Annotated in this window: 24 protein-coding genes and 1 tRNA gene; 11 read left to right on the forward strand and 14 right to left on the reverse strand. The window is 60.7% G+C overall.

What is annotated here, in order from left to right; translation table 11 throughout:
• The first annotated feature begins 39 nt into the window (after positions 1 to 39).
• Together fmt and truA are read left to right on the forward strand one after the other, a co-directional pair.
• The gene (gene fmt / locus J5J09_RS03625; protein ID WP_208548331.1) at positions 40 to 1,002 is read left to right on the forward strand and encodes a methionyl-tRNA formyltransferase; all 963 of its coding nucleotides are present in this window, start codon (positions 40 to 42) and stop codon (positions 1,000 to 1,002) included.
• Positions 1,002 to 1,760, forward strand: a complete 759-nt coding sequence (gene truA / locus J5J09_RS03630; protein ID WP_208548332.1) for a tRNA pseudouridine(38-40) synthase TruA — start codon at positions 1,002 to 1,004, stop codon at positions 1,758 to 1,760. The genes fmt and truA overlap by 1 nt, the downstream gene beginning before the upstream one ends.
• Before the next feature lie 6 nt (positions 1,761 to 1,766).
• Here truA and J5J09_RS03635 read toward each other — a convergent pair whose 3' ends face one another.
• The 4 genes from J5J09_RS03635 to dapD form a co-directional block, all read right to left on the reverse strand.
• A complete protein-coding gene (locus tag J5J09_RS03635; RefSeq protein ID WP_208548333.1) occupies positions 1,767 to 2,363 on the reverse strand; it encodes a hypothetical protein in 597 nt (198 codons plus the stop codon).
• Positions 2,350 to 3,543 carry a succinyl-diaminopimelate desuccinylase gene (dapE, locus tag J5J09_RS03640; protein ID WP_208548334.1) on the reverse strand — a complete coding sequence of 398 codons (1,194 nt, stop codon included), beginning with the start codon at positions 3,541 to 3,543 and terminating at the stop codon, positions 2,350 to 2,352. Before dapE ends, J5J09_RS03635 begins: the two co-directional genes overlap by 14 nt.
• A gap of 114 nt (positions 3,544 to 3,657) precedes the next feature.
• Positions 3,658 to 4,044, reverse strand: coding sequence for a DUF805 domain-containing protein (locus J5J09_RS03645; RefSeq protein WP_208548335.1), 387 nt, complete (start codon positions 4,042 to 4,044; stop codon positions 3,658 to 3,660).
• A gap of 2 nt (positions 4,045 to 4,046) precedes the next feature.
• Positions 4,047 to 4,904, reverse strand: coding sequence for a 2,3,4,5-tetrahydropyridine-2,6-dicarboxylate N-succinyltransferase (dapD, locus tag J5J09_RS03650; protein WP_208548336.1), 858 nt, complete (start codon positions 4,902 to 4,904; stop codon positions 4,047 to 4,049).
• 200 nt (positions 4,905 to 5,104) lie between these two features.
• Between dapD and J5J09_RS03655 the strand changes: the two genes are divergently transcribed.
• On the forward strand, positions 5,105 to 5,965 hold the full coding sequence (locus tag J5J09_RS03655; protein ID WP_208548337.1) for an LOG family protein: 861 nt from the start codon (positions 5,105 to 5,107) through the stop codon (positions 5,963 to 5,965).
• A gap of 60 nt (positions 5,966 to 6,025) precedes the next feature.
• On the opposite strand, the gene J5J09_RS03660 is transcribed toward J5J09_RS03655, so the two are convergent.
• Both J5J09_RS03660 and J5J09_RS03665 read right to left on the reverse strand, forming a co-directional pair.
• Positions 6,026 to 6,697: a calcium-binding protein gene (locus tag J5J09_RS03660; RefSeq protein WP_208548338.1), complete on the reverse strand. Its 672-nt coding sequence runs from the start codon at positions 6,695 to 6,697 to the stop codon at positions 6,026 to 6,028.
• 107 nt (positions 6,698 to 6,804) lie between these two features.
• Positions 6,805 to 7,524 (reverse strand): pyrimidine 5'-nucleotidase, encoded by a 720-nt coding sequence (locus J5J09_RS03665; RefSeq protein WP_208548339.1) that lies wholly within the window; start codon positions 7,522 to 7,524, stop codon positions 6,805 to 6,807.
• Between the two features lie 101 nt (positions 7,525 to 7,625).
• Between J5J09_RS03665 and J5J09_RS03670 the strand changes: the two genes are divergently transcribed.
• On the forward strand, positions 7,626 to 8,540 hold the full coding sequence (locus J5J09_RS03670; RefSeq protein ID WP_208553026.1) for an EamA family transporter: 915 nt from the start codon (positions 7,626 to 7,628) through the stop codon (positions 8,538 to 8,540).
• A 40-nt stretch (positions 8,541 to 8,580) separates the two neighbouring features.
• Positions 8,581 to 9,135: a methylated-DNA--[protein]-cysteine S-methyltransferase gene (locus tag J5J09_RS03675; RefSeq protein ID WP_208548340.1), complete on the forward strand. Its 555-nt coding sequence runs from the start codon at positions 8,581 to 8,583 to the stop codon at positions 9,133 to 9,135.
• Between the two features lie 18 nt (positions 9,136 to 9,153).
• Here J5J09_RS03675 and argB read toward each other — a convergent pair whose 3' ends face one another.
• Positions 9,154 to 10,041: an acetylglutamate kinase gene (gene argB / locus J5J09_RS03680; RefSeq protein ID WP_208548341.1), complete on the reverse strand. Its 888-nt coding sequence runs from the start codon at positions 10,039 to 10,041 to the stop codon at positions 9,154 to 9,156.
• A 162-nt stretch (positions 10,042 to 10,203) separates the two neighbouring features.
• Between argB and J5J09_RS03685 the strand changes: the two genes are divergently transcribed.
• The 3 genes from J5J09_RS03685 (at position 10,204) to J5J09_RS03695 (ending at position 12,191) form a co-directional block, all read left to right on the forward strand.
• Positions 10,204 to 10,743, forward strand: a complete 540-nt coding sequence (locus tag J5J09_RS03685; RefSeq protein WP_208553028.1) for a sigma-70 family RNA polymerase sigma factor — start codon at positions 10,204 to 10,206, stop codon at positions 10,741 to 10,743.
• Complete coding sequence (locus tag J5J09_RS03690; RefSeq protein ID WP_208548342.1) at positions 10,740 to 11,450, forward strand: anti-sigma factor; 711 nt, start codon at positions 10,740 to 10,742, stop codon at positions 11,448 to 11,450. The genes J5J09_RS03685 and J5J09_RS03690 overlap by 4 nt, the downstream gene beginning before the upstream one ends.
• Before the next feature lie 183 nt (positions 11,451 to 11,633).
• Positions 11,634 to 12,191: a fasciclin domain-containing protein gene (locus J5J09_RS03695; RefSeq protein WP_208548343.1), complete on the forward strand. Its 558-nt coding sequence runs from the start codon at positions 11,634 to 11,636 to the stop codon at positions 12,189 to 12,191.
• Positions 12,192 to 12,227: 36 nt separating this feature from the next.
• On the opposite strand, the gene yihA is transcribed toward J5J09_RS03695, so the two are convergent.
• From yihA to rpmH, 5 genes are all read right to left on the reverse strand, one after another.
• Positions 12,228 to 12,887: a ribosome biogenesis GTP-binding protein YihA/YsxC gene (gene yihA, locus J5J09_RS03700; RefSeq protein WP_208548344.1), complete on the reverse strand. Its 660-nt coding sequence runs from the start codon at positions 12,885 to 12,887 to the stop codon at positions 12,228 to 12,230.
• Positions 12,888 to 12,979: 92 nt separating this feature from the next.
• The gene (locus J5J09_RS03705; RefSeq protein WP_246745899.1) at positions 12,980 to 13,909 is read right to left on the reverse strand and encodes a DMT family transporter; all 930 of its coding nucleotides are present in this window, start codon (positions 13,907 to 13,909) and stop codon (positions 12,980 to 12,982) included.
• Between the two features lie 166 nt (positions 13,910 to 14,075).
• Positions 14,076 to 15,875 carry a membrane protein insertase YidC gene (gene yidC / locus J5J09_RS03710; protein WP_208548346.1) on the reverse strand — a complete coding sequence of 600 codons (1,800 nt, stop codon included), beginning with the start codon at positions 15,873 to 15,875 and terminating at the stop codon, positions 14,076 to 14,078.
• Positions 15,872 to 16,279 (reverse strand): ribonuclease P protein component, encoded by a 408-nt coding sequence (rnpA, locus tag J5J09_RS22760; protein ID WP_208548347.1) that lies wholly within the window; start codon positions 16,277 to 16,279, stop codon positions 15,872 to 15,874. Before rnpA ends, yidC begins: the two co-directional genes overlap by 4 nt.
• Before the next feature lie 16 nt (positions 16,280 to 16,295).
• Positions 16,296 to 16,430: a 50S ribosomal protein L34 gene (gene rpmH, locus J5J09_RS03720; protein ID WP_208548348.1), complete on the reverse strand. Its 135-nt coding sequence runs from the start codon at positions 16,428 to 16,430 to the stop codon at positions 16,296 to 16,298.
• Between the two features lie 273 nt (positions 16,431 to 16,703).
• Between rpmH and J5J09_RS03725 the strand changes: the two genes are divergently transcribed.
• A complete protein-coding gene (locus J5J09_RS03725; RefSeq protein WP_208548349.1) occupies positions 16,704 to 18,194 on the forward strand; it encodes a HAMP domain-containing sensor histidine kinase in 1,491 nt (496 codons plus the stop codon).
• Between the two features lie 121 nt (positions 18,195 to 18,315).
• A tRNA-Arg gene (locus J5J09_RS03730) sits at positions 18,316 to 18,392 on the forward strand.
• A 648-nt stretch (positions 18,393 to 19,040) separates the two neighbouring features.
• On the opposite strand, the gene J5J09_RS03735 is transcribed toward J5J09_RS03730, so the two are convergent.
• Positions 19,041 to 19,421: a hypothetical protein gene (locus tag J5J09_RS03735; RefSeq protein ID WP_208548350.1), complete on the reverse strand. Its 381-nt coding sequence runs from the start codon at positions 19,419 to 19,421 to the stop codon at positions 19,041 to 19,043.
• A 332-nt stretch (positions 19,422 to 19,753) separates the two neighbouring features.
• On the opposite strand from J5J09_RS03735, the gene J5J09_RS03740 reads away from it, so the two are divergent.
• Entirely contained in the window at positions 19,754 to 21,247 is a 1,494-nt protein-coding gene (locus tag J5J09_RS03740; RefSeq protein ID WP_208548351.1) for an acetyl-CoA hydrolase/transferase family protein, read from the forward strand.
• A gap of 25 nt (positions 21,248 to 21,272) precedes the next feature.
• On the opposite strand, the gene J5J09_RS03745 is transcribed toward J5J09_RS03740, so the two are convergent.
• Complete coding sequence (locus tag J5J09_RS03745; RefSeq protein ID WP_208548352.1) at positions 21,273 to 22,100, reverse strand: phosphodiesterase; 828 nt, start codon at positions 22,098 to 22,100, stop codon at positions 21,273 to 21,275.
• Between the last annotated feature and the right edge of the window lie 73 nt (positions 22,101 to 22,173).

The raw sequence follows: 22,173 nt of genomic DNA on the forward strand, positions 1-22,173 counted from the left end.
AGCATCGTCGCGTCTTGGCGACGAGCAACCGAGGTGGGCATGGCTCTCCGTATCGTTTTCATGGGAACGCCGCAGTTCTCCGTCCCGACGCTTCAGGCGTTGGTAAAGGCTGGACACGATGTCGTAGCCGCCTATACCCAGCCGCCCCGGCCCGGTGGCCGCCGCGGCCTTTATTTGCAGAAATCGCCCGTTCATCTGGCGGCCGAGGCGCTCAGGATACCCGTCCATACACCGCTGAACTTCAAAGGCGAGGAAGAGCGCGAGGTATTCCGGTCGCACGATGCCGATGTCGCCGTTGTGGTGGCGTATGGTCTGCTGCTGCCGGAGGCCGTGCTCTCGGCGCCGAGGCTTGGCTGCTATAACGGCCACGCCTCTCTTCTTCCACGTTGGCGTGGTGCCGCTCCCATCCAAAGAGCGATCATGGCTGGCGACGCGGAAACCGGCATGATGGTCATGAAGATGGAGAAGGGCCTCGATACCGGCCCCGTGGCTCTCACGCGCCGGCTGGCGATCTCGCCTGATATGACTGCGGGAGAATTGCATGACCGACTGATGGAAGCAGGCGCCGAGGCTATGGTCGAGGCGATGGCAAGGCTTGAGGCGGGAAACATGCCTTTGGTACCTCAGTCGGAAGAGGGGGTCGTCTACGCAGCCAAGATCGACAAGGGCGAAACACGGATCGATTTCAATCGTCCGGCCCGCGAAGTTCACGACCGCATCCGCGGGCTCTCACCCTTTCCCGGCGCCCGGTTCGACGTTGATCTCGGTGGACGGCGGGAGCGCGTCAAAGTTCTCGCCAGCGAACGGCTCGAAGGGGCGAAGGGGATCCCTGGAGAGGTGCTCGACCCAGAGATCGTTTCCGCCTCGGCCGGACGGCTGGTCGTGGCCTGTGCAGATGGCGCCGTCGCTTTGACGCGCCTTCAGAAGGCCGGCGGCAAACCACTCGACGCGGCGGAATTCCTGCGGGGAACGCCGGTTCCGGCCGGCACGAGGCTCGTCTGATGCCCCGTTACCGCATGACGGTCGAATATGATGGCTCATCCTATGTCGGCTGGCAGCGGCAGGAAAACGGGCTCTCCGTCCAGGAAGCCGTCGAGACGGCGATCCTCTCGTTGACCGCAGAGACGGTATCGATCCGCGCTGCCGGCCGCACCGATTCCGGCGTGCACGCGCGGGGTCAGGTCATCCACGCCGATCTTTCCCGCACCTGGGTGCCTTACAAGCTCAGGAATGCCCTGAACGCGCATCTTGCCTTGGCATCGCAAGCAGTATCTATCATTGATGTTGTCGAAGTATCGGACGAATTCGATGCTCGGTTCTCGGCCCTCCGCCGCCATTATCTCTACCGCATCATTTGTCGGCCTTCGCGCCTAGCCATCGAGGCCAACCGCGCATGGTGGGTGCCAAAACCGCTGGACCACGAACAGATGCACGAGGCGGCGCAACAGCTCGTCGGCCACCACGACTTCACGACCTTTCGCTCGGCCCATTGCCAAGCAAAGAGCCCGATGCGCACGCTCGATCGGCTCGACGTGTCGCGCAGCGGCGATCTGATCGAGATCAGCGCATCCGCCCAGAGCTTCCTCCACAACCAGATCCGATCCTTCGCGGGCACGCTGAAACTGGCGGGCGAGGGCAGGATGAGTGTCGGCGATGTGCGTGCGGCGCTGGAAGCCCGCGATCGGGCGGCCTGCGGTCCGGTGGCTCCGCCCGAGGGGCTTTACTTCATGAAGGTCGACTATCCCGGCGACGAGGACTGACACAAGTCAGCCCGGATAGACGCCGAGAAACCGTTCGACGATATCGGAAAGAAGTATCGAGGGAACGAGAAGAAGCAGGGTCGTCGCCGCTGCGGTCAGCAGATGGCCGTCGCAGATCATCTGCAGGACGCGCATGTAGACGCCGATGAGGGCCAGCAGCAGGAAAAGCCACAGCAACGCCACCAAACCGCTGAGCATCGGCGCGATCATCAAAAGCAGTATGAGAAACGCGTAGGCGTAGCTGAACGGTAGAGTTAGCCAGTTCACGGCCGTCACGATCGCGGAGTAACGCGAGCCGATGCCGATCGCCCAGGCAAGAGCGCCCGCGAGCACGAGCGGCACGATCCAGTTGAGCCCCTCAACGAGTGCCAGGCGGAAGAAATAGAGCGCGTCGGCGCTCGTTCCTTCGGGCATTGCGGCCAGATAGCCGCGGCGCAACCATAACCAGGAGATTGCAATGGCCGGCAGGGCGTAGACGATCGACCAGAACGAGCGCAGCGCGCCCCTGTCGCTGAGATCGAGATGCTGGAAACCTTTCGGATCTTGCCAGAGCAGCAGCCAGAGCCCTGTCAGGTAATGCTGGACTTCCCTAACGCCCGGCATGCGCGAACCAGTTTTCGATGAAGGTCTCGTAGATCCGCGTCAACGTTTCCAGATCGGCGACCGCGACGCGTTCGTCCACCATGTGCATGGTCTGCCCCACCAGGCCAAATTCCACGACCGGGCAGTAGTCCTTGATGAAGCGCGCATCCGATGTCCCGCCTGTCGTCGACAGCTTTGGCGTCATTCCCGTCACGACCTCGACCGCCTGGCTGAGTGACCCGATCAACGCATCGTCTCGAGTCAGGAAGACGTGGCTGGGACGCTCGGCCCACGCGAGTTCATAGCGAAGCGGTTCCCGGCCCGGCCGGAGCATCGTATCGGCCGCCGCCTCTGCCAGCCTACGCTCTATTTCCGCCTGTAGGCTCTCCGCCGTCCATGTATCGTTGAAGCGGATGTTGAAACGCGCCGTCGCCTTGGCGGGAATAACGTTCGTCGCCGGATTGCCGACATCGATCGACGTCACCTCCAGATTCGACGGCTGGAAATTGTCCGTGCCGTGGTCGAAGGGCGGATGCATCAGCGCTTCGGTAAGCCGGATGATGCCGCGTACCGGATTGTCGGCGAGATGAGGATAGGCCGCATGGCCCTGCACCCCTTGCACCGTGATCGCGGCGGAGAGCGAACCGCGTCGTCCGATCTTGATCATGTCGCCCAACTGGTCCGGATTGGTCGGTTCGCCAACAAGGCAGGCATCCCAGCGCTCGCCCTTTGACACCGCCCATTCCAGCAGCTTGATTGTGCCGTTGATCGCCGGACCTTCCTCGTCGCCGGTGATCAGAAGCGAGATCGATCCTTCCGGCTGTCCCTTTCGTGCGATCACCCGCGCAACAGCCGCAACGAAGCAGGCGATCCCACCTTTCATGTCGACGGCGCCACGCCCGTAGAGCATGCCGTCGGCAATCTCCGCCCCGAAGGGCGGACGGCTCCAGTCGCTCTCCGCGCCTACCGGCACCACATCGGTATGGCCGGCGAACATAAGGTGTGGTCCCTCACTGCCGATACGCGCATAGAGGTTCTCGATGTCAGGCGTATTGGCATCGGTTGCGATGATCCGGGAAACCGCGAAGCCGAGCGGCTCAAGCATCGACTGAAGAGCGGACAGTGCGCCGCCTTCAGCCGGCGTCACAGATGGGCAGCGTATGAGGGTTTGCAGATTCTCGATCGGATCTTGGGATGCCATGACGTTCACGAAGCTGGGGGCCAAACGGGCCGGGAGGTCGTTCGGAGGTTTATCCGATTGGCTCGCCTCTGTCATCCGGCGAGCCCTGCGACAGAAAGGGTCTCGTCACCGGGATCAGGACTGCGGCCAGTCCGTTTGCGGTCCGAACCTGTTGGAGCCGGGTGACGAGGGCCAGAGGCAGAGCGCGAACAGGAAAACAAACGAGAGGATCGGCACCACCATCAACACCGATACCGGAGCGGGAAGTCCGACGTCGTGAAGCCGTTTGATGGTCATCATGATTGCCGAGGCGACGGAGAGCACGACGCTGACGATGAAGACGAAGCCCCAGACGGGCATGGTGCCGTCCTCGTCCTGCGACAGCGTCGCCTTGGTCAGCGTGTAGGAATTCACCATCATCCAGAACAGCCAGCCGAGGATGAACACCAGCCGCCCCGCCCTGCCGGACGGGCTGAAGAACAGCCATCCTACACTCGCTTGCCGGGCCGCCGCAGCCGTCATTGTCAGTCCCGCAGAAGTTCGTTGATGCCGGTCTTTGAACGGGTCTTCTCGTCGACGCGCTTGACGATCACGGCGCAGTAGAGCGCGGGACCCGGCTTGCCGTTTGCCATCGGCTTGTCGGCCGGCAGCGAGCCTGCGACGACCACGGAATATGGCGGCACTTCGCCATAGGTGATCTCACCGGTCGCGCGGTCGACGATCTTGGTCGACTTGCCGATAAAGACGCCCATCCCAAGCACCGATCCCTCGCGAATGATGCAGCCCTCAACCACTTCCGAACGGGCGCCGATGAAACAATTGTCCTCGATGATCGTCGGACCGGCCTGCATCGGCTCCAGTACCCCGCCGATGCCGACGCCACCCGACAGATGTACATGCTTGCCGATCTGGGCGCAGGAGCCGACGGTGGCCCAGGTGTCGACCATCGTGCCTTCGCCGACATAGGCGCCGAGGTTGACGAAGGAGGGCATCAGGATCGCGTTCGGCGCGATATAGGCCGAGCGGCGAACGACGGCGTTCGGCACGGCGCGGAAGCCGGCACCGCGGAACTGGTTTTCGCCCCAGCCTTCGAACTTCGAAGGCACCTTGTCCCACCACGTGGACGCGCCCGGGCCGCCGGGAACGACCTCCATGTCATTGAGGCGGAAGGAAAGCAGCACCGCTTTCTTCAGCCACTGGTGCACGGTCCAGTTTCCGTCGTCGCCGCGCGTGGCGACTCGCGCCTTGCCGCTGTCGAGCAACTCGAGCGCTGACTCGACAGCGTCGCGGACCTCGCCTTTGGTCGACGTGTTGACGGTGTCGCGATTGTCAAAGGCGGCTTCGATGACGTGCTCGAGAGCGGAGTGTTCCGTGGCGCTCATGGGAATTCCTTAAACTTCGTTGTCTATCGTCAGGTTCGGACGGCAATCGGACCGGCGATCTGCTCTAGCGCATTCGCACGGGGATGAAAACATATCCCCGTCGCCGGCGTTGTCGTTTCTGCGGACACGGCTGGTTTCAAGGCGTCAATGACGGATGGCCAGATGTGAGCCCGTGATTGACGCATCTGAAAGGCATGGGAATGGCAAAGGCAAGAAACGGCGAACCAAGACGCAAGGATGGGGTCTGGGACCCTCTGAAAGACAGTTCGCAAGACCGCCGGAGCGCCTCGGTTGTTCCGAAGACCCCTCAGTCCGTGTCGCCGTCCTATCGCCTCGCTTATGCCGACGACGACTTTATGTGCCGCGAGGAGCTGCGTCCGGTCCGCTTGCAGCTCGAGCTTCTCAAGGCGGAAATGATCCTGTCCGAAAAGGGCATCAAGTCCACGGTCGTCATGTTTGGCGGCGCGCGCATCCCGGCGCCTGGCCAGTCCGCCTGGGCCGCACGAAACGACGTCCAGCGGAAAAACCTGGAGGCCGCCTCGGTTTACTACGAGGAGGCGCGCAAATTCGCCCGCCTCTGCTCCGAGCATTCCGCCACGCACGATCACCGCGAATACGTGGTTGTCACCGGTGGTGGCCCCGGCGTGATGGAGGCCGGCAATCGCGGCGCCGCCGAGGTCGCAGCACCCTCTATCGGTCTCAACATCGTACTGCCGCACGAACAGGCGCCGAACCCGTTTGTCACGCCGGACCTCAGCTTCAACTTCCACTACTTCGCCATCCGCAAAATGCATTTTCTCATGCGTGCCAAGGCGATCACGATTTTTCCGGGTGGCTTTGGCACGCTCGACGAGCTGTTTGAATCATTGACCCTTATCCAGACCAAGCGCATGGCGCCGATCCCGCTGATCCTCTTTGGTGAAGCCTTCTGGCGCGGGATCGTGAATTTTGAGGCCTTGGCCGAATTCGGCACCATCGCGCCGGAGGATGTTGCCCTGCTCAACTTCGCCGAGACGGCGGAACAGGCCTGGAAAATCATCAGCGACTACTACGAACACTGAACGGAAGAAGCCGCCCGCCTTGCGGCGAGCAGCTCCTACTTCTGACTGCGAACGGTGGAATTAGCGCAGCCAGCCAGGATTTTTCGGGAAATCGTCGGCAGAGATGACACCATCATCGTTGCGATCCATGCGAACGAACATCTTGTCGGCCATGGCAAGGGCCTCCGGCTTGCTGATCTGCCCGTTCTCGTCGACGTCGGCCTGACGCATCATCCGCCCGCCCATGGGACCGGGTCCGCCGTGACCCTTGCCTGCGGCCTGCTGCGGGCCATGTTCGCCACGCCAGCCATGTCGGGGTCCGTCCTCGGAACGGTTCCAGCCCCAGCGAGGTCCGCCGTCTTTGCCTTCTCCATGGCGACCTGCATGCTCCTCGCGTCGCTGTTGCCGGCGCTCGGCCCGGTCATCCTGGCGCTGCGCCCGCCATTCGTCGCGTTCTTCGCGCCAGTCTTGCATCATCGCCTGACGATGTTTGCGAAGCTCGCCCGGTGTTAGTGACCCGTCCTTGTCGGCATCGATGGCGACGAACAGCCTGTCGACCGCGGCGTTCGCCTCGTCACGCGAAATCTGGCCATTCTTGTCGGTATCGGCCTGCTGCAGCATGTGGACAAACATCGCGGCCCTGGCCTGACCCTTCATAGGTCCGTTGCCTTCAGGCGCGGCAAAGGCCACTGCCGATGTGCCAACCGCAAGGCTAGCGGCGATACCCGCGATAATCAGCTTTGTCTTGGTCATGATCCATTCCTTTCCTCGTTGCTGAAAACGAGCATAGGAGCCGCAGATCGCCGGACCTACTTAAACATCCGTAAGGCAGATGAAACTTTCGTAAGCTTTTGCGAAAGTTAGCGGAGCAGAATGGATTGCAGGAACCCTGTCAGATCGTCCGTGATGTAGTCGATCGCGTCCTGGGTATCGCTGGCGTCCGCGCGCTCGAAGCTTTCGAGGACGGTATCTTCCAGATTGCGCGGCACGAGCAGCACCGTCCGCATGCCAAGCGATTTGGGAACGGTGAGATTGCGCGGCAGATCCTCGAACATCGCCGCGTTCTTCGTGTCGACGCGGTTGAGGTTCAGAAACTTGTCGTATGTGCTGCCGGCCGGCTTCGGCACGTAGTCGGCCGCGACAATGTCGAAGATGTGGTCGAAGTGATCGAGAATGCCAAGCGCCCCGGCCGCCGCTTCTGCGTGTTTCACGGTGCCGTTCGTAAATATGAATTTGCGCCCTGGCAGTGCCTTGATCGACCGACCAAGCTCGGGATGCGGCAGCAGCGCCGAATAGTCAATTGCGTGAGCCCGCTCCAGAAAAGCGTCGGGTTTGACGCCGTGATGCAGCATCAGACCCGCCAGCGTCGTCCCGTGGTCGTGATAATACTGCTTCTGCAACTTCTTCGCTTCGTCATGCTCCAGTTGCAGCAGTTCAGCCACGAACCCGGTCATGTTCCGGTCTATCTGTGCGAACAGGTTGATGTGATGCGGATAGAGCGTGTTGTCGAGATCGAACACCCAGTCGGTAACATGGGCGAAGTCGGCGGAATTGGCAGTGGTGCTGAGGGCGTTGGTCATCCGGCGGTTATGCACGGATCGGCGGGCAAAGAAAAGGGACCGGACCGTTCACGATCGAACCGGCCTTGGCGACGGGTCGGGGCGGGTGTATGCCCGCTGTCATGGAACTCTGGATCCCCGTCACAGTCGCAGCCGCCTTCCTGCAAAACCTCCGCTCCGCTCTTCAGAAGCATCTGAAGGGACGCATGGGCACGACGGGCGCTACCTTCGTACGCTTTGGCTATGGTGTTCCCTTCGCGCTCGCTTATCTCGCTGTCCTGCACCTCGCGCTCGGTCGGCCGCTTCCCGTTCCGAATGCGTCGTTCGGGCTATGGGCCGTCCTCGGCGCTTTCGCCCAAATCGCCGCGACCTTCCTGCTTGTCCATCTCTTCGCCTTCCGCAACTTCGCCGTCGGCACAGCCTATTCCCGGACGGAGCCCGCTCAGGCGGCCATCATCGCTCTGCTTCTGTTCGGCGAGGGCATCGGCTGGTCGGTCATCGCGGCGATCGTCATTTCGGTGGTGGGCGTCATGTTGATCTCCGTCGCCCGAACCGCGGTCACGCCAGCCTCGCTGCTGACGTCCGTCGCCAGCCGAACCGCCCGCATCGGCCTGATGTCTGGTTTCCTGTTCGGTATTTCGGGCATTGCCTACCGCCAGGCGTCGCTTGCGCTTGCTCCCAGCCTGCCACATCCGGATGCCGTCATGCAAGCGAGCTACACGCTCGTCGTCGTGATCGTGATCCAGGCCGTCGCGATGTTAATTTGGATGGTGAGGTACGATCCGGATGAGCTGCGTCGCGTCGTCGATGCACGGCGTGTCGGCCTGCTTGTCGGCTTCGTCGGCGCCACGGCATCCTTTGGATGGTTCACGGCCATGACCCTGCAACAGGTTGCCGTGGTCAAGGCGTTGGCTCAGATCGAGATGCTCTTCACGTTCGCCTCCTCGGTCTTCGTCTTCAAGGAGAAGATCAATGCGCTAGAACTGGCCGGCTGCCTCCTGATCGTGCTCGGCATTCTGGCGCTGCTTCTGCTGTGATCGCGTTGCCCACAATGCATCGTGGGCTTATGATCGTCTGATGGACACCGTCGTTGAAGTCTTCCGACAGCCTTTGTTTTCCCAGTGGTTTGCCTCACCGCTCGGCGACATTGTCGCCGTGGCCGACGACACACATCTGCGTGTCCTTTCCTTCTTTGAACGGAAGGGTGAAGTCGAGGACCGGGCGACCCTGTCTCGATATGGGCATGGCGAGGTGCGTCCGGAAGGAAATTCGGTCACATCGACGATCGGTCAGGAGCTGGAGGCCTATTTCGCTGGCGAGAGCAGCGACTTCTCTGTCCCGATCAGTCCGGCCGGCAGTGAGTTCGAAAAGGCGGTCTGGTCCGAACTGCTGAAGGTCCCGCTCGCCGAGACATGCTCCTATGGCGATATCGCCAGGAATGTCGGCGGGATGGAAACGGTGCGCGCGGTGGGTAAGGCCAATGGCGCCAATCCCATCGTGATCGTCATCCCGTGCCATCGCTGCATCGGATCGGACGGATCCCTTGTCGGTTATGGTGCCGGCCTGTGGCGCAAGAAATGGCTCCTGCGCCACGAAGGCAAGATGCGCCCCGTCGGCCTGTTCGCGCTCTGACGGAACCGGGGCTGGTCCTCAGGGAACGATGAGCGTGCCCGCGCCACCTTCGGTGAAGATTTCGAGCAGCACGGCGTGCGAAACCTTGCCGTTCAGGATGACGACGCCCTGAACGCCCGCATTGATCGCGTCGATGCAGGTTTCGACCTTGGGGATCATGCCGCCGGAGATCGTCCCATCCTTGATCAGCGCGCGGGCTTCGGACACGGACAGTTCCTTGATCAGTTCGCCGTTCTTGTTCAGCACGCCTGGAACATCGGTCAGGAAGAGCAGGCGGGTAGCACGCAGAGCGCCCGCGATCGCGCCGGCAAACGTATCGGCGTTGATATTGTAAGTATGTCCGTCGCGGCCCGGAGCCACCGGCGCGATCACTGGGATCATCTCGGACTTGGCGAGCAGGTCGAGCAGGGTACGGTCGACCTCGACCACCTCACCGACGAACCCGAGATCGAGGACCCTCTCGATATTGCTGTCCGGATCGGTAATGGTCTTCTTGGCCTTCTCGGCAAAGACCATGTTGCCGTCCTTGCCGCAAAGCCCGATTGCCCATTCGCCGGTCTGGTTGATCAGGGCGACGATTTCCTTGTTGATCGATCCAGCGAGAACCATTTCGACGATCTCGACCGTCTTCTGGTCGGTGACGCGCAGGCCGCCCTCGAACTTCGATTCGATGCCCATCTTCGTCAGCATCGCCCCGATCTGCGGCCCGCCACCATGCACGACAATCGGGTTGACACCCGACTGCTTGAGCAGCGCGATGTCGGCCGCGAATGCTTTGCCGAGCTCGGAATCGCCCATGGCGTGGCCGCCGTATTTCACGACGATCGTCTTGTTCTCGTAGCGCTGCATGTAAGGCAGCGCCTGGGCGAGCAGCCGTGCCTGGATTTCACCTTCCGAAGCGGTCATGGAACATCCCTTGTGTTTGTCGCGGCCTTTTAGCGTAAACTCTACCGCGATGGAATAATCACGGCGGAAGATAACGCGCGGATGATCCATCCCGCTCGCGTCTTCGTAGCCTACAGGTAGCAGCGCGCGCCGGCGATGGCGTGCCCGGGAAGAGGACGCGAGCTGATGTCTGCCGACTTGACAGCGCTCCTGGGGCGGATCGCCCTCAAGGATCGCGACGCGTTTTCCGGTCTCTATCGGGAGACTGGACCGAAACTTTTTGCCGTCTGCATTCTTATGTTGCGAGATCGGGCCGAAGCCGAGGATGCCCTTCAGGAGGTTTTCGTGCGCATATGGCAGCGCGCTGACACCTTCGCGGGGACCGGTGCCAGCCCCATGGCCTGGTTGTATTCGATCGCCCGGCACTATTGCATTGACCGGCTGCGGGTGGTCCGCCGGCCGGCGTCAACGATCGAGGAAGCCGCAGACCTCGTCGATCCCGGCCATAACCCGGAAACGGTGGCGGTTATATCGAGCGAGGGAAAGCGCATTGACAGGTGCATGGAACAGTTGGAATCTGAGCGCGCGCAGGCGGTACGATACGCCTATGTCGAGGGACTGAGCTATCAGGAGCTCGCCGATCGGTTCAATGTGCCGTTGAACACAATGAGAACCTGGCTTCGCCGCAGCCTGCTGAAATTGAGAGAGTGTTTGGAGACATGACAGGGCCGGACCAGAGCAAGGGCGATCGATCCCGCGACGAGGTGCTGGCGGGCGAATACGTGCTGGGTGCCTTGGATACGGACGCCAGGCGTGAGGTCGAGGAGCGCATGCGTCGCGACCGGCAATTCGCCGCCATCGTCTGGCGCTGGGAGGAGAACCTCTCACAGTTCAGCGAAACCTACGCGGAAGAGCCAGTCCCGGCCCAGACGTTCGCGCAGATCGAGGCGCGGCTCTTCGGTCCGGCGGTGGTTGCTTCTGTTTGGACGAGAGTTTGGCAGTCCTTGCCGTTCTGGCGCGGCCTCTCGTTGGCGGGGTTCGCCGGATTGGCGGCGTTTACCGCTTTCGCTGTGGCTCCTGGCCTGGCACCGGAACCAGCGCCGCTGGTTGCCGAAATGGCGGGCGAGGATGGTGCTGTCAATCTGCTCGCCCGCTATGACGAACGATCCGGCCGGCTGAGCGTGACACCCGTGGCAGCCGGCGATGGTGCGGAAAAGTCGCTCGAACTCTGGCTGATCGTCGGCTCTGGCGCGCCGCGCTCGCTTGGTGTTCTGCCGCAGACGGGCGAAGGCGAACTGGCTGTCCCCACAAACTTGCGCCGCGACCTTGCCGCTGGCGCCGTGCTCGCCGTCAGCGTCGAACCACTTGGTGGCTCGCCGACCGGTCGAGCGACCGGGCCTGTCATTGCCGTCGGACCGATCGGTTTCTGACGGCGAAAAAATAGCGACGTTGTTTCAAAGGCTTGATTCCTCGTTTGCGATTTTCCTCGATGTGCTGAAACTTCTTTTCCGAACGTCTCGTCTTTTTTGAAGATCCCGCAAGACGGATCGCCAACCCCGGTCCCGGACGTCGATCCGACAAAGTGACCGGAGAACAAGGAAGAGGAGATCACCATGACCAAAGCCCGTATCCGCATGCTTCTTGCCGCAACCGTCATCGGCCTCGGCGCCTCGGTGGCCCACGCCGAAAACCCGATGGTCGGCGGTGCCGCCATGTATGAAGACAAGAACATCGTCGAGAACGCCGTCAACTCGAAGGATCACACCACCCTCGTCGCCGCCGTCCAGGCCGCTGGTCTTGTTGACACCCTTTCCGGCGCCGGACCGTTCACCGTTTTTGCGCCGACCAATGAAGCCTTTGCGGCGCTGCCTGCTGGGACTGTCGATACCCTGCTGAAGCCTGAAAACAAGGACCAGCTGACCAAGGTCCTGACCTGCCATGTGGTCGCGGCTGAGGCAATGTCGTCCGCCGTGGCCAAGATGATCGCCGACGATGGCGGCGAGCACGATGTGACGACCGTCGGCGGCTGCGTACTGAAGGCGAAAGAGGACATGGGCAAGATCACCCTGACCGACGAGACCGGCGGCGTCGCCACCGTCACTATCGCCGACGTCAAGCAGTCGAACGGCGTAATCCACGTCATCGACAAGGTTCTGCTGCCGAAGTCGTAAAGGGTCAGGCAGTGGAATAGGGGTCTCGGGGTCGCGTCAGGCTCCGAGACCCACGGCCTCGTTTATCGCGGCTCTCAACTCGTCGAGGCCTCCACCCTTTTCCGAAGAGGTTGCGATCACGACGGGGTAGGCGGCGGGCCGCTTGCGGATTTTCTCCAGTGTCTCGGAGACGAGCTTCGGAACGGCGGGATCCTTGATCTTGTCGGTTTTGGTGAGCACGATCTGGTACGACACGGCCGCCTTGTCGAGCAGGCTCAAAACCTCCTCGTCGTTCTTCTTGATGCCATGCCGGGCATCGATCAGCACATAGACGCGCTTCAGCGTCGAGCGCCCTCTCAGATAGTCGAAGACGAGCTTGGTCCAGGCGTCCACCTGTTCCTTCGGCGCCTGGGCGTAGCCATAGCCCGGCATGTCCACGATCGCCGTCGGCGGCAGGTCGCTCGCATCGCCCGTATAGCCCTCGGGCACGAAGTAATTAAGCTCCTGCGTTCGCCCCGGCGTATTGGAGGTCCGTGCCAAACCCTTGTGTCCCACCAGCGCATTGATCAGCGACGATTTGCCGACATTGGACCGCCCGGCGAAGGCGATTTCCGGCGGACCTTCCGGCGGGAGAAATTTCATTGCCGGAACGCCGCGGATGAATATCCACGGATTGCCGAAGATGGGGCGCGTCGTCCCGTCGCTGCTGCTGGTCATCATACCGTCTTCCGTTGTCATCCGGCGGAATCGGTGTTTTGCGGCCCGGAGTCAAGCCTTCGCGCCGATTCGGTGGATGAACGAGCGCTGCGTCAGATGGTCGGAGGTACCGCCCGGGGCGTCCTGGGGTTCTGCCGCCGCAGTTCGAATCCGAGGTAGACGACGAGTGCAACGAGAATGACGCTGCCGCCGACAACCGTCCGGCTGTCGGGGATTTCCTCATGCAACAAAGCCACCCAGATCGGCCCTAGCATCGTCTCCATCGTGCCGAGCAGGGCAGCGAGCGCGGCGGGGATCGTTCGGGCACCGGTCACGAAGAGGGCCATGCCGAGGCCGAGGTTGAGAGCGCCGAATGCGAAGAGGAGAGCGAGATCAGGCGCCGAGACCACCCATGTGCCCGCAAGGCTTCCCGCAATCGCCGATGCTGCGAAGCAGCCGACGCACGCAGCCGGTGTCATTCTCACATGCGGATAGCGTCGGGTAACGACGGTGGTCAGGGCAAACACCACGGCGATCAACAGGGCGAGACCATTTCCGATCGGCGATATCCGTCCCTCGAGCGAGCCGGATACCATGATCGCAACACCCCCAATCACCGCCGCGATCGCCGCCCAAGTTATCCGGGAGATGGGCTCCCGGAAGATCAGCCAGGAGATCAGCGCGGCAAACAGCGGTACCCCTGCCTGCAGCAGCACCACGTTGGCGACCGTCGTATAGCTGATCGCGATGATGAAGCAGGTCGATGCGGTCGCAAAGCCCATGGCAACCGTCAGTCCGGGCCATCCCATGTCGCGGAACAATCGCAGGGTCCCGCGACCGCCATCGCGAATGAGCATGAACGTTAGCAGGAAGATACCCGCGAACAAACAGCGCCAGAAGACGATTGTCCAGCTATCCTGAACCTCGAGATAGCGCGCGATGGCACCGCCGAAGCTCCAGGCGATTGCCGATCCCAGCACGAGCGCGACACCGCCGATGTCCAGCCGTCCGGCCTGTGTCGCAACATTTCCGACACGCGTCATGTCGCTCATGCCTGTGTCTCCCGCTCATGCCTCGACGGCATGCTCCACCACTCTGCAACAGATTTAAAGCCCGGCCATGCAGCGCAATGCGCCGGCGGCGACCAAGGCTGATCCGCTTGCGAACACTCGAAAAGAAAAAAGGCCGGACAAGTGCCCGGCCTCCCGATCATTTGCTTGCGGCAGGTTTTCGCCGGAAAATGTTCTTGATGTTGTCGAGCAGTTCGATCTTCACCCCGTGGCGCTTCATGATGATCGACTGCTGCAGGACCGAGAGCGTGTTGTTCCAGGCCCAGTAGATCACGAGACCGGCCGGGAAGGTACCGAGCATGAACGTGAAGATCACGGGCATCCAGTTGAACAGCATCGCCTGGGTGGGATCCGGCGGCGTCGGGTTCATCCGCATCTGCATCCACATGGTGATACCCATGATGATCGGCCAGACGCCGAGATGCAGGAAGGTCGGACCCTCGAACGGAAGCAGGCCGAACAGGTTGATGAAGGTCGTCGGATCGGGAGCCGACAGGTCCTGGATCCAGCCGAAGAACGGTGCATGACGCATCTCGATGGTGACGTAGATCACCTTGTAGAGCGCGAAGAACACCGGGATCTGCAGGAGGATCGGCCAGCAGCCGGCCACCGGGTTGATCTTCTCGTCCTTGTAGAGCTGCATCATCGCCTGCTGCAGCGCCATGCGGTCATCGCCATGCTTGGCCTTCAGCTCTTCCATTTTCGGCTGCACGCGCTTCATATTGGCCATGGAGGCGTACTGCTTGTTGGCGAGCGGGAAGAACAGAAGCTTTACGACGATCGTGGTGAGCAGGATCGCCACGCCGAAGTTGCCAACCATCCGGAAGAAGAAATCCATCAGTTTGAACATCGGCTTGGTGATGAAGTAGAACCAGCCCCAGTCGATCAGGAGATCGAACTTCGGAATCGAAAGGTCGGCTTCGTAGCTGTCGACGACAGGCACTTCCTTCGCGCCGGCGAACACGCGGGTGGTCATCGCCACGCTCTGTCCGGCGTCGACTGACACTGCATCGGTCTTGTAGTCAGCCTGGTAGCGCGTCTGGCCGTCGGTAAAGTGCGAGAAGCGGCTTTCGTAGGCGGTATCCTGTTGCGGGATGATCGCCGTCGCCCAGTACTTGTCTGTCACGCCGAACCAGCCCCCGGTCGCCTTGGGCGCGAGATACGGTTCTTCTTCGATATTGCTGTACTTTTCCTCGACAAGCCCACCATCGGTTCCAAAGACACCGAGAAAGCCTTCGTGCAGGACATAGATCGATGGAGTGGACGGCTTGTTGTAGCGCGTCACGCGGCCATAGGGCGAAAGAGAAGCGGTCGCCGTCCCCCCGTTGCTGACGATATCTTCCACCGTGAACATATAATGTTCATCGACGGAAATCTTGCGCGTGAAGGTAAGGCCCGCATCGTTTGTGTAGGTCAGCGTGACGGGCGTCGTTTCCGTCAGCTTGTCGCCTTCGGAAAGCGTCCAGACCGTTGCAGGTCCGGGCACACTGCCTGCTTCGCTTGAGCCGACATAGCCAAGCTCGGTGAAATAGCCGCTGCGGCTGTCGGCCGGGCTGAGCAGGGTGATGATCGGGCTGTCGTCATCCACCGTCTCGCGGTAGTCCTTGAGCTTCAGGTCATCGAAGCGGGCGCCGGCAAGGTTGATGGAACCGACCAGCGCGTTCGTCTCGATTGCAACGCGCGGGGATTTGGCTATGGCCTGCTCGCGTGTCGCCTCGGCGGTTGCCTGGATCGCACCGGGCAGGGCTCCGTCGACCGCCGGCGCCTGGGCCGGGCTTGCTGGTTGGGCGGCCTGCTGCTGTGCCTGCTGCGCTTCCTGTGCCTGCTGCGCCTGGCGCTGCGCCTCGATCCTCGGATTCATGTAGAGGAACTGCCATGCCAGCACGATCAGCACCGACAGCGCGATGGCAATGAAGTAGTTGCGTTTGTTTTCCATCATACCTTCCTGGAGCGAGGGCCGTTGGACCGCTCGTTTCTGGGTCTGGCTTCTATACGTTGCGTCAGTTGACTGGCAAGTTCGTTGAAAGGCGCGGTCAGCGCGTCCCTTCGGCCGACGATGACATAGTCGTGTCCCGGCTTCATTGCAAATGCCGCCGAAAGGCGAACAGCCTCTCTGAGGCGTCGGCGCATCCGATTGCGCTCGACGGCGTTGCCGTGTTTCTTGGTAACGGTGAAGCCGACGCGGGGCGGTGCTTCAGGATCTCCATGGTCGAGGACCTCGAGGAGAAAGAAGCGGCCCTTGCGCTGTTCGCCTGCGCGAACCGCAAGAAACTGCGGCCGGCTTTTCAGCCGGCCGACAGCCGATTTGGAACCATGAGTGCGCTTATGCCCGGGTTTGCTCACGGGCGTGCACTGTATGTTACGCCGACAGGCGCGCGCGACCGCGAGCGCGACGAGCGGCGATAACCTTGCGGCCGCCCTTGGTGGCCATGCGCGCACGGAAACCGTGGCGACGCTTGCGAACAAGCTTGGAAGGTTGGTAGGTACGCTTCATTTATTTGATACCGCGGTGTGCGGCCCTTCTTGGTTTTGCAACAAGTGCAAGAGCGTTGGTTTGATCTCCGGCGGCGTTAAGTCGCAGCACGACGAGCCTGTCCGAATGACGGCGGCTTATACGGGCGAAGGCTGTCGGAGTCAATTGCCGCATAGGCTCCTTTGTCGCGCAAACCGTGCCGCGGTCCCGGTTGGAAAATCCACCATGATGTTCTAAAGTATAAGTGCGCAAAACGACTGTGGAACAGGCACGGTCGACCGAGGAGATCAGACGATGCCGGGCGGGCAGGCCGACGGACAGCAGCGTGATGAGATAGAGAGCGCCGCACCCCGTCTGGTGAGGGGACTGTCGACGCGTCTTCTCTGGCTGACAGTCATGTTCGTGATGATCGCCGAGGTCCTCATCTTCGTACCCTCCATTGCCAATATGCGGCTTGCCTGGCTGCGGGACAGGCTGAACACGGCCGGCGCGGCGAGCGTTGTGATCGACGGGCTGCAGCCGATCGAGCTTCCGCGCGCGGTCCAGGACAGTGCCCTTATGGCGACCGGCACCAAGGCGATCGCACTCCGCAGTGACGGCACCTCCAAACTTTTGGCGGTCGAGAACATGCCGCCGCAGGTCGACCTCACTTACGACCTGCGCGACGTGCCGATGCTGGATGCTGTCCGCGATGCCCTGTCGACGCTCCTGTTTGGTGGCGACCGTATCATGCAGGTCTATGGCCCCGTTGGAGACAGCGATACAGAGATAGAACTCCTTCTGGAGGAAAGTAGCCTCCGCAACGCCATGCTGGCTTATGCCCGCCAGGTGTTCAGCGTCTCGATCATCATCTCGCTGTTCACCGCCGTCCTCATCTTCCTTGCCATTAACCGAATGATGATCGTTCCCATGCGCCGGCTGACCCGCAGCATGCAGGCTTTTGCCGCCGAGCCGGAAAACCCTGCCCGCGTCCTGCGAGCCGGAAGCGGCGGTGATGAGATCGCGGTCGCCGAGCGCCATCTGGCCGCCATGCAGGAGCAGCTGCAGAAGACGCTGAAGCAACAGAAGAACCTTGCCGATCTTGGTCTGGCGGTCTCGAAGATCAACCACGACATGCGCAACATTCTCGCCTCCGCCCAATTGATGTCGGACCGTCTGGTCGATGTCGAGGATCCGATGGTGAAGAGCTTCGCGCCGAAGCTGTTGCGTACCATCGACCGCGCTGTGGGCTATACCAGCGAGGTGCTGGCCTATGGTCAAGCCTCCGAAGCCGAACCGCGCCGCCGACGTTTCCCGCTGTGTCACCTCGTCCAGGAAGTGCGCGATATTCTCGCTATAGATCCGGCCCACGGCATCCAGTTCGTGGATGTGGTGCCCGAGGATTTGGAGGTCGATGCCGACAGCGAGCAGCTTTTCCGGGTTATTCACAACATCTGCCGAAACGCGGTCCAGGCGCTGTCTAATCATCTCCCTTCGGATGCATCGCAGGAGCGATGTGTGACGCTGACGGCACACCGCGTCGGAACCGTGGTGTCGATTTCGATCGACGACACCGGTCCCGGCATGCCGCCGAAAGCTCGCGAAAATCTCTTTGCCGCCTTCCGCGGTTCGGCCCGTTCCGGCGGCACGGGGCTTGGCCTCGCCATTGCTCGCGAATTGGTCCTTGCCCATCGCGGCACCATCGCCCTGGTGGAGAAGCCCGATCCGGGAACGTTATTCCGCATCGAGATTCCGGATCGGCCGGTGGCGCTGGAAGACTGGCGTGCCCGCCTCGAGCGTCAATGACATCGGCCAACGGATCCACCGGAGAAAAAGCTATCGTCGTTTTTTTCCGAAATCCTCTTGCATTCGCTTCGCTCTCGCTTTAGAGGATCGCCACGCAGCCGGCGACGCCGGTCTGAGGCAAGCACCCGTAGCTCAGCTGGATAGAGCACCAGACTACGAATCTGGGGGTCAGGAGTTCGAATCTCTTCGGGTGCGCCATTTTTTGTAATTCCCCAGCGTAGCGAAGAGAGATGCTATGCGGGATGCGGTTGTGTGTATTTTACACATCGTCTATTCTGATTGAACTAACTGGATTTTCCGAAAAATATCCACCTGCACATTATCAATGCTGCATCACTTCTATAAAAAAGTTTAGCACGTAAATAAACGAGCAAGTGATCGCTGGCGTCGTTAGCCATTACGTCGATTTAAAGGATTGTGATCCCGCCGTAGGTACATTCCTAGAATCACGTATTTCGGACATTGGCCGACAGGAGAAGGCGCCCGTCTCCGTCGATGACAAAATCAGACCCGGTAATTATGTGGTTGAGACAGTCTGTGGGGAGTCCGACCTCCGTAAGAAATTTATCGAGTCTTACAGCAGTCACAAAGCTGCTCACGTTTTTAGAGCTTGGTCGAATTCCGTTCGCGGCCGCAGCAATATTTTGCATTAGCTCCTTTGGCAGAGTCAACACATACGTATTACCCCCTTTATGCTTCAATGCGGGATGCAATGACGGTGATGGCAGCCTCAATATGCCAGCCTCCCGAGCCCTAATTGTCCCGCCATCAATGGTAACAGGTGTGTTGCCCACTATTCCCACACCATACTTAAATCCGAATATTCCAACGTCCTTCAAAATCATGTTATCCTCGCAGGGATTTATAAACCTCAAGACAAAATGAGGCCAGCTCAATGCCATGCGAGCTTAACCAAGAAGATAAACCGCTTTGTACAGCGATATTCTCGAAATATTTCGGAGTAATAGCGTCGCTCGGATTAAGTTTCAGTTGTAAATCAAAATTTTCCCATTGTTTGTCCGGAATTATTGACAATATTTTACTTTTTTTCCTTGTCTCGCGGATTTCGCGAAATATAGCATCGAAATCGCCATGGATTTGAGCGTTGTCAGTTACTAGAACTTCTATTTTTTCATGTGGCTCACTTTCAAGCCTAATGCCGTATCGACCTCCCCGTATCGATGCATTTCCCATAATTTTCAATTTGAACCCATCATCAAAGCTCATCGTCGGTTCCTTCTATCTACGAACGGCACGCATTAAATATAACGCTTAAATTGCAGAAAATAAGCATATTCTTTTGTAAAAAATTATATTCCACCCCTGGCGCTATCTGAAGCGATACTCAGGATGCAATGAGAATGCTAACTGTAGTCATCATCATGCATTGACTGCCTTTGAGTTGTCTTTGGGCGCTTAACGATAGCCGTGCGTAAATCGCATTGCTGCCCTGTTTGGCCTTTTGATAAAAATCAATGTTGCGGCGCCGATCTTCCGCCATCTGGTACTGCGGCCTTTATTTCTGGGCCGGCGTCCAGGCCGATTTTCAGGAGCAACTCATGCTGCGTGACCGCATTCGCCATAAATCGCTTCTCGATCGAGTCATCACCGCCGATCAGGCTGCCGCGATGATTAGGGATGGCATGACGGTGGGCATGAGCGGTTTCACGCGGGCTGGCGAAGCGAAGGCCGTGCCGCTGGCGCTCGCCGAGCGTGCGAGGACCGATCCCTTGAAGATCACGCTCATCACCGGTGCCTCCCTCGGCAATGACCTCGACCGGACGCTGGCCGAAGCCCATGTCACGGCCCGCCGCATGCCCTTCCAGTCCGATCCGGGGCTGCGCAAGCTCATCAACGCAGGCGAGGTGATGTTCATCGACCAGCATCTCTCCGAAACGGTGGAACAGCTCCGCACCGGACAGTTGCAGCCCGTCGACATTGCGGTCATCGAGGCGGTCGCCATCCTCGAGCATGGCGGCATCGTGCCGACCACCTCCGTCGGCAATTCCGCCAGCTTCGCCATTCTCGCCGACAAGGTGATCGTCGAACTGAACATGTCGCAGCCGACCACCCTGGAAGGCCTGCACGACATCTTCATCCCGCAGCGCCGTCCATCGCGCATGCCGATTCCAGTGGTGACTGCCGACAGTCGCATCGGCCTGCCCTACATCCCGGTGCCGCCGGAAAAAATCGCCGGCATCGTCATCTCGGAGAAGCACGATAGCTTCGCCAATGTCGACAAACCGGACGACGACACCCGCGCCATTGCCGGCCACCTGACGGATTTCCTGCTGAACGAGGTCCATAAGGGCCGCATGGGCTACGATCTCCAACCCCTTCAGGCCGGCATCGGGACGATTGCGAACGCCGTTCTCCACGGCTTCATTGACGCTCCCTTCCATGACCTGAAGATGTATTCCGAGGTTCTGCAGGATTCGACCTTCGAACTGCTCGATTCCGGCAAGCTGACCTTCGCCTCGGGTTCGTCGATCACGCTCTCGAGCGAGATGAACGCCCACATCCTGCCGCGTTTGGCGGAATACAAGCATCACCTGATCCTCAGGCCGCAGGAGATCAGCAATCATCCGGAAGTCATCCGGCGGCTCGGTCTCATCTGCATCAATACCGCGCTTGAGTTTGACATCTACGGCAACGTCAACTCAACCCATGTTGGAGGCACCCATATGATGAACGGCATTGGCGGCTCCGGCGATTTCGCCCGCAACGCCTACATGTCGATCTTCGTCACAAAGTCCACGGCCAAGAAGGGTACAATCTCCTCCGTCGTGCCGATGGTAAGCCACGTCGATCATACAGAGCACGACGTCGACATCCTGATCACCGAGAAAGGCCTTGCGGATCTGCGCGGGCTCGCCCCGCGCGAGCGCGCCGAAGTGATCATCCGCAACTGCGTTCACGAGGATTACAGGGATGCCCTGGCGGATTATTTCGACCGGGCAAGAGCGCGCGGCGGACAAACACCGCACGTCATCGAGGAAGCTCTCTCCTGGCATGTCGCTCTGCGCGAGCGCGGCACGATGATGCCGGTCTGAGCGCCGGCGCCCGTCACGTGGCCATCTAGGCGACCGCGCGTGCGGCGAAACCGGCCTCGTCGGTCCTGACGGCGATCTCGTAGTCCTCGTTGTGCACCTGGATGCCATTTGGCAACACGCGGATGATGCCGTAGGCGCCGGGCTCGTCGACGGAGGAATCGGAATCGCTCACCTCGAAGGGCATGGGCTGCTGGTGCACCGGGCTCTTGAAGATGGAATAGGGCGTCCCGCGATAGCTTCCGCTAATGGTGCGATGCACATGACCGGCGAAAATGTGCCGGACATTGCCGAACCGGCCGATGAGGTCGTGGAAGGCTTCGCCATTCGTCAGCTTGATCTCGTCCATGCCGACGAAGCCCGTATCGTGGGGCGGGTGGTGCATGAAGACGAGCACGGGCCGCGCGTCGGCGGCCGCGAGCGCGCGCTCGAGAAAGCCGAGGCGCAGATCGCAGAGTGTTCCGGCCGCGTGAAGCGGATCGTCGGCAAGGCGCTCGTGCGCGGTATCGAGAACGATGACGCGGCAGTCCTCGAAATCGACAACGCGCTGGATGAAGCCGTCGTCGTCGGGCATCACGTCCGCGAACACCGAGCGGAAGATCTCGCGCCGATCGTGATTGCCGATCGTCACGACCATCGGCGGCAGGAGGTCCGCCAGCAAATGCCGAAGCCGCCGATACGATGCCTCGTCGCCGTAGTGGGTAAGGTCCCCCGATATGATCACGAGATCGGCGTCCGCCTGGTATCGGTTGATGTGCTCCACCGCCCGGCCGATCCTGGTGAAGGGATCGAGGCCGATGATGGTCTGGCCTTCCGGCACCATGTGCAGGTCGGTAAGCTGGATGATCTTGGTCATGAGGCGGTCTCCGAAGCGTTTGACGCGTGCTCTAGGGGCGGTCTTTGACAGGATGATGAACGGGCCGGTGCGT

This window comes from Ciceribacter sp. L1K22 (genome assembly GCF_017599385.1).
Classification (GTDB): Bacteria; Pseudomonadota; Alphaproteobacteria; order Rhizobiales; family Rhizobiaceae; genus Allorhizobium.

Bases quoted from the DNA above. Each gene is read 5' to 3' on its own strand.
- J5J09_RS03745 (WP_208548352.1), bottom strand. From the start codon at position 22,100: ATGACCAAGATCATCCAGCTTACCGACCTGCACATGGTGCCGGAAGGC.
- J5J09_RS03660 (WP_208548338.1), bottom strand. From the start codon at position 6,697: ATGACCAAGACAAAGCTGATTATCGCGGGTATCGCCGCTAGCCTTGCG.
- J5J09_RS03645 (WP_208548335.1), bottom strand. From the start codon at position 4,044: ATGACGGCTGCGGCGGCCCGGCAAGCGAGTGTAGGATGGCTGTTCTTC.
- rpmH (WP_208548348.1), bottom strand. From the start codon at position 16,430: ATGAAGCGTACCTACCAACCTTCCAAGCTTGTTCGCAAGCGTCGCCAC.
- J5J09_RS03735 (WP_208548350.1), bottom strand. From the start codon at position 19,421: ATGAGCTTTGATGATGGGTTCAAATTGAAAATTATGGGAAATGCATCG.
- truA (WP_208548332.1), top strand. From the start codon at position 1,002: ATGCCCCGTTACCGCATGACGGTCGAATATGATGGCTCATCCTATGTC.
- argB (WP_208548341.1), bottom strand. From the start codon at position 10,041: ATGACCGCTTCGGAAGGTGAAATCCAGGCACGGCTGCTCGCCCAGGCG.
- J5J09_RS03655 (WP_208548337.1), top strand. From the start codon at position 5,105: ATGGCAAAGGCAAGAAACGGCGAACCAAGACGCAAGGATGGGGTCTGG.
- dapD (WP_208548336.1), bottom strand. From the start codon at position 4,904: ATGAGCGCCACGGAACACTCCGCTCTCGAGCACGTCATCGAAGCCGCC.
- J5J09_RS03635 (WP_208548333.1), bottom strand. From the start codon at position 2,363: ATGCCGGGCGTTAGGGAAGTCCAGCATTACCTGACAGGGCTCTGGCTG.
- dapE (WP_208548334.1), bottom strand. From the start codon at position 3,543: ATGGCATCCCAAGATCCGATCGAGAATCTGCAAACCCTCATACGCTGC.
- J5J09_RS03675 (WP_208548340.1), top strand. From the start codon at position 8,581: ATGGACACCGTCGTTGAAGTCTTCCGACAGCCTTTGTTTTCCCAGTGG.
- J5J09_RS03740 (WP_208548351.1), top strand. From the start codon at position 19,754: ATGCTGCGTGACCGCATTCGCCATAAATCGCTTCTCGATCGAGTCATC.
- J5J09_RS03725 (WP_208548349.1), top strand. From the start codon at position 16,704: ATGCCGGGCGGGCAGGCCGACGGACAGCAGCGTGATGAGATAGAGAGC.
- J5J09_RS03690 (WP_208548342.1), top strand. From the start codon at position 10,740: ATGACAGGGCCGGACCAGAGCAAGGGCGATCGATCCCGCGACGAGGTG.
- fmt (WP_208548331.1), top strand. From the start codon at position 40: ATGGCTCTCCGTATCGTTTTCATGGGAACGCCGCAGTTCTCCGTCCCG.
- J5J09_RS03705 (WP_246745899.1), bottom strand. From the start codon at position 13,909: ATGACGCGTGTCGGAAATGTTGCGACACAGGCCGGACGGCTGGACATC.
- J5J09_RS03695 (WP_208548343.1), top strand. From the start codon at position 11,634: ATGACCAAAGCCCGTATCCGCATGCTTCTTGCCGCAACCGTCATCGGC.
- yihA (WP_208548344.1), bottom strand. From the start codon at position 12,887: ATGACCAGCAGCAGCGACGGGACGACGCGCCCCATCTTCGGCAATCCG.
- J5J09_RS03665 (WP_208548339.1), bottom strand. From the start codon at position 7,524: ATGACCAACGCCCTCAGCACCACTGCCAATTCCGCCGACTTCGCCCAT.
- J5J09_RS03670 (WP_208553026.1), top strand. From the start codon at position 7,626: ATGGAACTCTGGATCCCCGTCACAGTCGCAGCCGCCTTCCTGCAAAAC.
- yidC (WP_208548346.1), bottom strand. From the start codon at position 15,875: ATGATGGAAAACAAACGCAACTACTTCATTGCCATCGCGCTGTCGGTG.